General features: G+C 69.4%; 5 protein-coding genes. 2 read left to right on the forward strand and 3 right to left on the reverse strand.

The features are described from left to right. Positions 1-288: 288 nt before the first annotated feature. Both hisS and P3L51_RS34025 read right to left on the reverse strand, forming a co-directional pair. Positions 289-1,551: a histidine--tRNA ligase gene (gene hisS / locus P3L51_RS34020; protein WP_354609218.1), complete on the reverse strand. Its 1,263-nt coding sequence runs from the start codon at positions 1,549-1,551 to the stop codon at positions 289-291. A gap of 13 nt (positions 1,552-1,564) precedes the next feature. After that, positions 1,565-2,278: an MBL fold metallo-hydrolase gene (locus tag P3L51_RS34025; protein ID WP_354609219.1), complete on the reverse strand. Its 714-nt coding sequence runs from the start codon at positions 2,276-2,278 to the stop codon at positions 1,565-1,567. 162 nt (positions 2,279-2,440) lie between these two features. On the opposite strand from P3L51_RS34025, the gene P3L51_RS34030 reads away from it, so the two are divergent. After that, positions 2,441-3,229 (forward strand): peptidylprolyl isomerase, encoded by a 789-nt coding sequence (locus P3L51_RS34030; protein ID WP_354609220.1) that lies wholly within the window; start codon positions 2,441-2,443, stop codon positions 3,227-3,229. Positions 3,230-3,475: 246 nt separating this feature from the next. After that, on the forward strand, positions 3,476-4,705 hold the full coding sequence (locus P3L51_RS34035; protein WP_354609221.1) for a DUF349 domain-containing protein: 1,230 nt from the start codon (positions 3,476-3,478) through the stop codon (positions 4,703-4,705). 276 nt (positions 4,706-4,981) lie between these two features. Here the strand turns inward: P3L51_RS34035 and P3L51_RS34040 are convergent. Next, on the reverse strand, positions 4,982-7,287 hold a 2,306-nt coding region (locus P3L51_RS34040), incomplete at its 5' end, for a RelA/SpoT family protein (protein ID WP_354609222.1).

The raw sequence follows: 7,287 nt of genomic DNA on the forward strand, positions 1-7,287 counted from the left end.
CGTCACCACCAACAACCACGCCAGCACCCGCCCCGCCCCGAAGAGACCGGGGGTGCCGTGATCCTCCGGGTTGGCGGACACGTCGTCCAGCGCTGCACTCGTCATATCGCCGTTCCATCACTCGTGGCCTGCATCCGCAGAGGGCTCGGCCATTCTGCCGCACCCACCCCCATCTCCACCGTTCGATGGACATAAGGACGGCGGCGGCCCCGGACGCCTACCGCGTCCGGGGCCGTCGGCCTTCTCGTGCTTCTCCGCCTTCTCGTACTTCTCGTGCTTCTCGTGGAATCAGGCGAGCTTCGCTGTGAGGTCGGCCACCAGCGCGTCGAGCGGCACGGGCTTCTGCTCGCCGCTCTCCATGTCCTTGACCTGCGCCACGCCTTCGGCGAGATCGCGCTCACCGGCGACGATCGTGAACCGCGCGCCCGAGCGGTTGGCGTTCTTCATCGCGCCCTTGAGCCCCTTGCCGCCGTAGCTGAAGTCGGCCGCGACCCCCGCCCTGCGCAGCTCGGTGACCACGCCGAACAGCAGCCGTCGGGCCTCCTCGCCGAGCGGCACCGCGAACACGCTGGTGGCGGGAGCCAGTGGGAGCGTGATGCCCTCGGCCTCCAGCGCCAGGACCGTACGGTCCACACCGAGCGCCCAGCCGACCGACGGCAGCTCGGGGCCGCCGAGCATCTCCGAGAGCCCGTCGTAGCGCCCGCCGCCGCCCACCGCGGACTGCGCGCCGAGCCCGTCGTGCACGAACTCGAAGGTGGTGCGGGTGTAGTAGTCCAGTCCCCGTACGAGACGTTCGTCGTCCTCGTAGGCGACACCCGCCGCGGTCAGCAGGTCGCGCACCTGCGCGTGGTACTCCCGGCACGCGTCGCACAGGTAGTCGCGCAGCTTCGGGGCGTCGGTGAGCTGGCGCTGTACCTCCCGGCGCTTGTCGTCGAGGACCCGCAGGGGGTTGATCTCGATGCGCCGGCGCGTCTCCTCGTCCAGGTCGAGATCGCGCAGGAAGCCCTGAAGCGCCTCGCGGTAGACGGGGCGGCACTCCTTGTCGCCCAGGGAGTTCAGCAGGATGCGGAAGCCGCGCAGCCCCAGCGAGCGGTACGCCTGGTCGGCGAGGATGATCAACTCGGCGTCGAGAGCCGGGTCCTCGGCGCCGATGGCCTCCGCGCCGACCTGCGAGAAGTGGCGGTAGCGGCCCTTCTGCGGGCGCTCGTAGCGGTAGTACGAGCCCGAGTACCAGAGCTTGACGGGCAGGTTGCCCGCCTTGTGCAGGTTCGCCTCCAGCGCGGCGCGGAGCACGGAGGCCGTGCCCTCGGGGCGCAGCGCCAGCTCGGAGCCGCCCTTGGTGGTGAGGGTGTACATCTCCTTGGTCACGATGTCGGTGGATTCGCCGACTCCGCGCGCGAAGAGTTCGACGTTCTCGAAACCGGGGGTCTCGATGTAGCCGTAGCCGGAGTTCCGCAGGGGTGCGGAGATCGCCTCGCGTACGGCGAGGAACACGGCGGAGTCCGGCGGAAGCAGGTCGTACGTGCCCTTGGGGGCCTGAAAGGTGTTCATGGGATTCGCTGCGTCACAATCCTCGTCGCGGAGCGGCGCTCGGGCCGCTTCCGGGGCCTGCGGCCACCTCGCGCAGATACGGGTTGGTGGCTCGCTCCTGGCCGATGGTCGTCTGGGGGCCGTGGCCGGACAGCACCACGGTCGAGTCGTCGAGCGGCAGGCACACACGGCCCAGCGACTCGAGCAGCTCGGCCGGATCGCCGCCGGGCAGGTCCGAGCGTCCGACGGAGCCGGCGAACAGCAGGTCGCCCGAGAACAGGACGGGCGGAATGTCCGCCGCCTCGGGCATCCTGAAGGTCACCGACCCCTTCGTATGGCCGGGCGCGTGCGCGACGCCGAAGCGCAGGCCCGCCAGGTCCAGCTCGGCGCCGTCGCCCAGCTCCTTGACGTCGTCGGGCTCCCCCACGGTCAGTTCACCCATGAGCGGCATCCCGATGGAGCGGCCGAGGGCCTTCTCGGGGTCGCTCAGCATGTACCGGTCCGACGGGTGGATCCAGGCGGGCACGTCGTGGGCGCCGCACACGGGGACGACCGAGGCGACGTGGTCGATGTGGCCGTGGGTGAGGATGACGGCGACGGGCTTCAGGCGATGCTTCTTGAGCGTCTCCTCGACGCCCTCGGTGGCCTGGTGGCCCGGGTCGATGATCACGCACTCCTCGCCCGCGGCGGGGGCGACCAGGTAGCAGTTGGTCCCCCAGGCCCCGGCGGGGAACCCGGCAATAAGCACGATCGTCCTCAAATGTCGTCCGTCGGGAGATTGCAGCAGATCAGAGCCTACCGGCGCTCCTCATTCCACAGGTAACCCATATACCGTACGGGGCTAGTTACGCGTTCACAGGACTGCCTTCACAGGGCCCACGAAGACACAAATACACGAGGAGACGACCCGGTGGTCAACAGCGAGCAGCGCCGGCGCCAGCTTGCCAGGGAGAAGTTCGAGCGGCAGCAGCAGCGCCGGGCGGAGATCCGCACCAAGGCCAGGCGCCGTAACGCGGTCATCGCTTCCGCGCTGGCCGTCGTGCTGGCGGCGGGAGGTGGCGCGTACGCCATCGCGGGACTGACGGACGACAACGAGGAGAAGGACGTCGCGCAGGACAGTCCTTCGGCGCCGCCGTCGCCCAGCGAGAGCAAGCCGGCCGGGCCGAAGATGACGATCGACGCCAAGGCCGCTTACACGATGTCCCTGAAGACGAACCAGGGCGACATCGGCATCGCGATGGACGCGGCGAAGACACCGGAAACGGTGAACTCCTTCAAGTCCCTCGCGGACAAGAAGTTCTTCGACGGCACCAAGTGTCACCGTCTGACCACGGAGAACATCTTCGTGCTCCAGTGCGGCGATCCCAAGGGCGACGGCACGGGCGGTCCCGGCTACACGATCGCGGACGAGAACCTCGACGCACTCGGCAAGCCCGCCGCGGACGGCGCGGTGACCTACCCGGCGGGGTCGGTGGCGATGGCGAATACCGGCCAGCCGAACAGCGGTGGCAGCCAGTTCTTCCTGGTGTTCAAGGACACCAAACTGCCGCCCTCGTACACGCCGTTCGGGACTCTGGACGCCAAGGGCCTGAAGACGGTCAAGGACGTGGCGGCGGCGGGTGTCACCGGCGGCAACAAGGGTGACGGTCCGCCGAAGAAGACCGTCACGATCGAGAAGGGCACCGTCGACAAGACGTGACCACGGGTGACCGGCGGGGCGGGCCGTGGCGCGGGGCCTCGGACCGCCCCGCCGCCGTACCCGTGAATTTCGGCCGTGCGGAGTGCGGACAGCCGGGCCACCGGTCACCTAGATTGGCGTTGTGCGACGCGCGGATCGGCTTTGCGGATCCTTATCTCGCGTCGCGGAAGACGGGCGAGGCCCGTCCGGGAAACTGTGGACGATGCCCGGGGGGCACCCCCGCAGGCATCAGGTGGAGGAGGCGCTGTGAGCAGCGACCCGTGGGGCCGTGTCGATGAGACAGGCACCGTGTACGTGCGTACGGCCGAGGGCGAGCAGGTCGTCGGATCGTGGCAGGCAGGCTCTCCCGAAGAGGCGCTGGCCTACTTCGAGCGCAAGTACGAGGGCCTGGTGGTCGAGATCGGCCTTCTTGAGAAGCGGGTGAAGACCACCGATCTCTCGGCCAAGGACGCGCAGTCCGCCATCGACCATCTGCGGACGCAGGTGGACGAGCATCACGCCGTCGGGGATCTCGCCGCCCTGCGTACGCGTCTCGACGGGCTTGTCGCCACGGTCGAGGTGCGCCGCGAGGAGCGCAAGGTCCAGAAGGCCAAGCAGACGGACGCCGCCCGGGAGTCGAAGCAGGCTCTGGTCACGGAGGCCGAGGAGCTGGCGCAGAGCGACCAGTGGCGGTCCGCCGGTGAGCGGCTGCGCGCGCTGGTGGACACCTGGAAGGGTCTGCCGCGGCTCGACCGGAAGTCCGACGACGAGCTGTGGCACCGCTTCTCGCACGCGCGCTCGGCGTTCTCCAAGCGCCGCAAGGCGCACTTCGCCTCGCTGGACGCGCAGCGCGAGGAGGCCCGTAAGGCCAAGGAGAAGCTGGTCACCGAGGCCGAGTCGCTGTCGGGCTCCACGGACTGGGGCGGGACGGCGGCGCGCTACCGCGAGCTGATGACCGACTGGAAGGCCGCGGGCCGCGCGCAGCGCGAGGCCGAGGACGACCTGTGGAACCGCTTCCGCGGCGCCCAGGACGTCTTCTTCGCCGCCCGTGGTGAGGTCTTCGCCGAGCGGGACGTGGAGCAGACGGAGAATCTGAAGGTCAAGGAGGAGCTGGCGGCGGAGGCCGAGCGGCTGCTGCCGGTGAGGGACCTGAAGGCGGCCCGTGCCGCGTTCCGGACCCTGAATGAGCGGTGGGAGGCCGTCGGGCATGTGCCGCGCGACGCCAGGCCCCGCGTCGAGGGCCGGATGCAGACGGTCGAGCGGGCGCTTCAGGAGTCCGAGGAGACCGAGTGGCGCCGTACGAACCCGGAGGCGCTCGCGCGTGCGACGGGTCTGACGGGTCAGCTCCAGGCGGCCGTCGACAAGCTGCGCACGCAGATCGACGCGGCACGCGCCTCGGGCAACAACGCCAGGGCGGACAAGCTGGCGAAGGAGCTGGAGGGCCGGCAGGCGCTGCTGGACCAGGCGCTGAAGGGTCTTCAGGAGTTCGGCGGCTGACGCCACACGCGTGACGAAGGAGCGGCCCGGCGGTGGGACCACCGCCGGGCCGCTCCTTTCGTGACGTCAGGGACCCTGGGTCGTGTCTTCGAAGTAGCGCCGTCCGCCCGCAGGGCGGGGCCCGCGGCGGCTGGTGCGGCGCATCGCAAGGCGGAGGATCGGCCTCGTACCGGGCGTACTCGGCCGACTCCGACAACGCGGCGAGGTGCCGCCCGCCGCGGCAGCAGCTGATGTCACTGCGGCGTCGCGGGCCAGGCGGGACTTCGAAGACACGGCCTAGGGCCGACGGGCGGACGTGACGCGGTAGACGTCGTACACGCCCTCCACGCCCCGTACCGCCTTCAGCACATGCCCGAGGTGCTTCGGATCGCCCATCTCGAAGGTGAAGCGCGACGTGGCGACCCGGTCGCGGGACGTCTGGACGGCCGCCGACAGGATGTTGACGTGCTGGTCGGACAGGACCCGTGTGACGTCGGACAGCAGCCGGGACCGGTCCAGCGCCTCGACCTGGATGGCGACGAGGAAGACGGACGACTGGGTGGGCGCCCACTCGACTTCGAGGATCCGCTCCGGCTGCTGCGACAGCGAGTCGACGTTGACGCAGTCCGCTCGGTGTACGGAGACGCCGCTGCCGCGGGTCACGAAGCCGATGATCGGGTCGCCCGGGACCGGCGTACAGCAGCGGGCGAGCTTGACCCATACGTCATCGACGCCCTTGACGACCACACCGGGGTCGCTGCTGGAGCGGCGCTTGGAGCGGCCGCGCGAGGGCGGCGCGCTCTCGGCGATGTCCTCGTTGGCGGCCTCCTCGCCGCCGAGCGCCTGCACGAGCTTCTGTACGACGCCCTGCGCGGCGACATGGCCCTCGCCGATCGCCGCGTACAGGGAGGAGATGTCGGGATAGCGCATCTCGTGCGCGAGCGTGACGAGCGAGTCGCCGGTGAGGATCCGCTGGATCGGCAGGTTCTGCTTGCGCATCGCCTTGGCGATGGCGTCCTTGCCGTGCTCGATCGCCTCGTCGCGGCGTTCCTTGGAGAACCAGGCACGGATCTTGTTCCTGGCCCGTGGCGACTTGACGAAGCCCAGCCAGTCCCGTGAGGGTCCCGCGCCCGACGCCTTGGAGGTGAAGACCTCCACCAGATCGCCGTTGTCGAGGGTCGATTCGAGAGGGACGAGCCGCCCGTTGACCCGCGCCCCTATGGTGCGGTGGCCGACCTCCGTATGGACGGCGTAGGCGAAGTCGACGGGGGTGGCCCCGGCCGGCAGCGCTATGACGTCGCCCTTCGGCGTGAAGACGAAGACCTCGTTGCGCGACAGGTCGAAGCGCAGGGACTCCAGGAACTCGCTGGGGTCCTCGGTCTCCTTCTGCCAGTCGAGCAACTGGCGCAGCCACGCCATGTCGTTGACGGTGTCCTGGCCCGCGCCCTTGCCGACGTTCTTGGGGATGTCCGTACGGACCTTGGACGCCCCGGCGACGGCCTCCTGCTTGTACTTCCAGTGCGCGGCGATGCCGTACTCGGCCCGGCGGTGCATGTCGAACGTACGGATCTGCAGCTCGACCGGCTTGCCGCTGGGTCCGATGACCGTCGTGTGCAGCGACTGGTACATGTTGAACTTGGGCATCGCGATGTAGTCCTTGAACCGCCCCGGTACCGGATTCCACCGGGCGTGGACGGTGCCGAGCGCCGCGTAGCAGTCGCGGACCGTGTCGACGAGGACGCGGATGCCCACCAGGTCGTAGATCTCGGCGAAGTCCCGGCCTCGCACGATCATCTTCTGGTAGACGCTGTAGTAGTGCTTGGGCCGGCCGGTGACGGTGGCCTTGATACGGGCGGCGCGCAGATCGGACTGGACCTCGTCGGTCACTATGGCCAGATACTCGTCGCGCTTGGGCGCCCGCTCAGCGACGAGCCGGACGATCTCGTCGTACATCTTGGGGTAGAGGATCGCGAAGGCGAGGTCCTCCAGCTCCCACTTGATGGTGTTCATGCCCAGGCGGTGGGCCAGCGGCGCGTAGATCTCCAGCGTCTCGCGGGCCTTCTTCTCCTGCTTCTCCCGCTTGAGATAGCGCATGGTGCGCATGTTGTGCAGCCGGTCGGCGAGCTTGATGACCAGGACCCGGGGGTCCTTGGCCATGGCGACGACCATCTTGCGTACGGTCTCGGCCTGGGCGGCCTCGCCGAACTTGACCTTGTCGAGCTTGGTGACGCCGTCGACGAGGAGGGCGACCTGGTCACCGAAGTCCTTGCGCAGCGTGTCCAGGCCGTACTCGGTGTCCTCGACGGTGTCGTGCAGCAGCCCCGCCATGAGCGTGGCCGGGTCCATGCCCAGTTCGGCGAGGATCGTGGTCACGGCGAGGGGGTGCGTGATGTACGGGTCGCCGCTCTTGCGCTTCTGCCCCCGGTGCCAGCGCTCGGCGACCTGGTAGGCGCGCTCGATCTGGCGGAGGACGGCCGTCTCGATCTTGGGGTCGTTGCCGCGTACGGTCCGCAGCAGCGGTTCGAGGACCGGGTTGTACGGCGAGGAGCGCTGCACGCCGAGACGGGCCAGCCGGGCGCGTACGCGGTTGGAGGCTGTCTCTT

It is taken from the genome of Streptomyces panacea, from assembly GCF_040560175.1.
GTDB lineage: Bacteria > Actinomycetota > Actinomycetes > Streptomycetales > Streptomycetaceae > Streptomyces > Streptomyces panacea.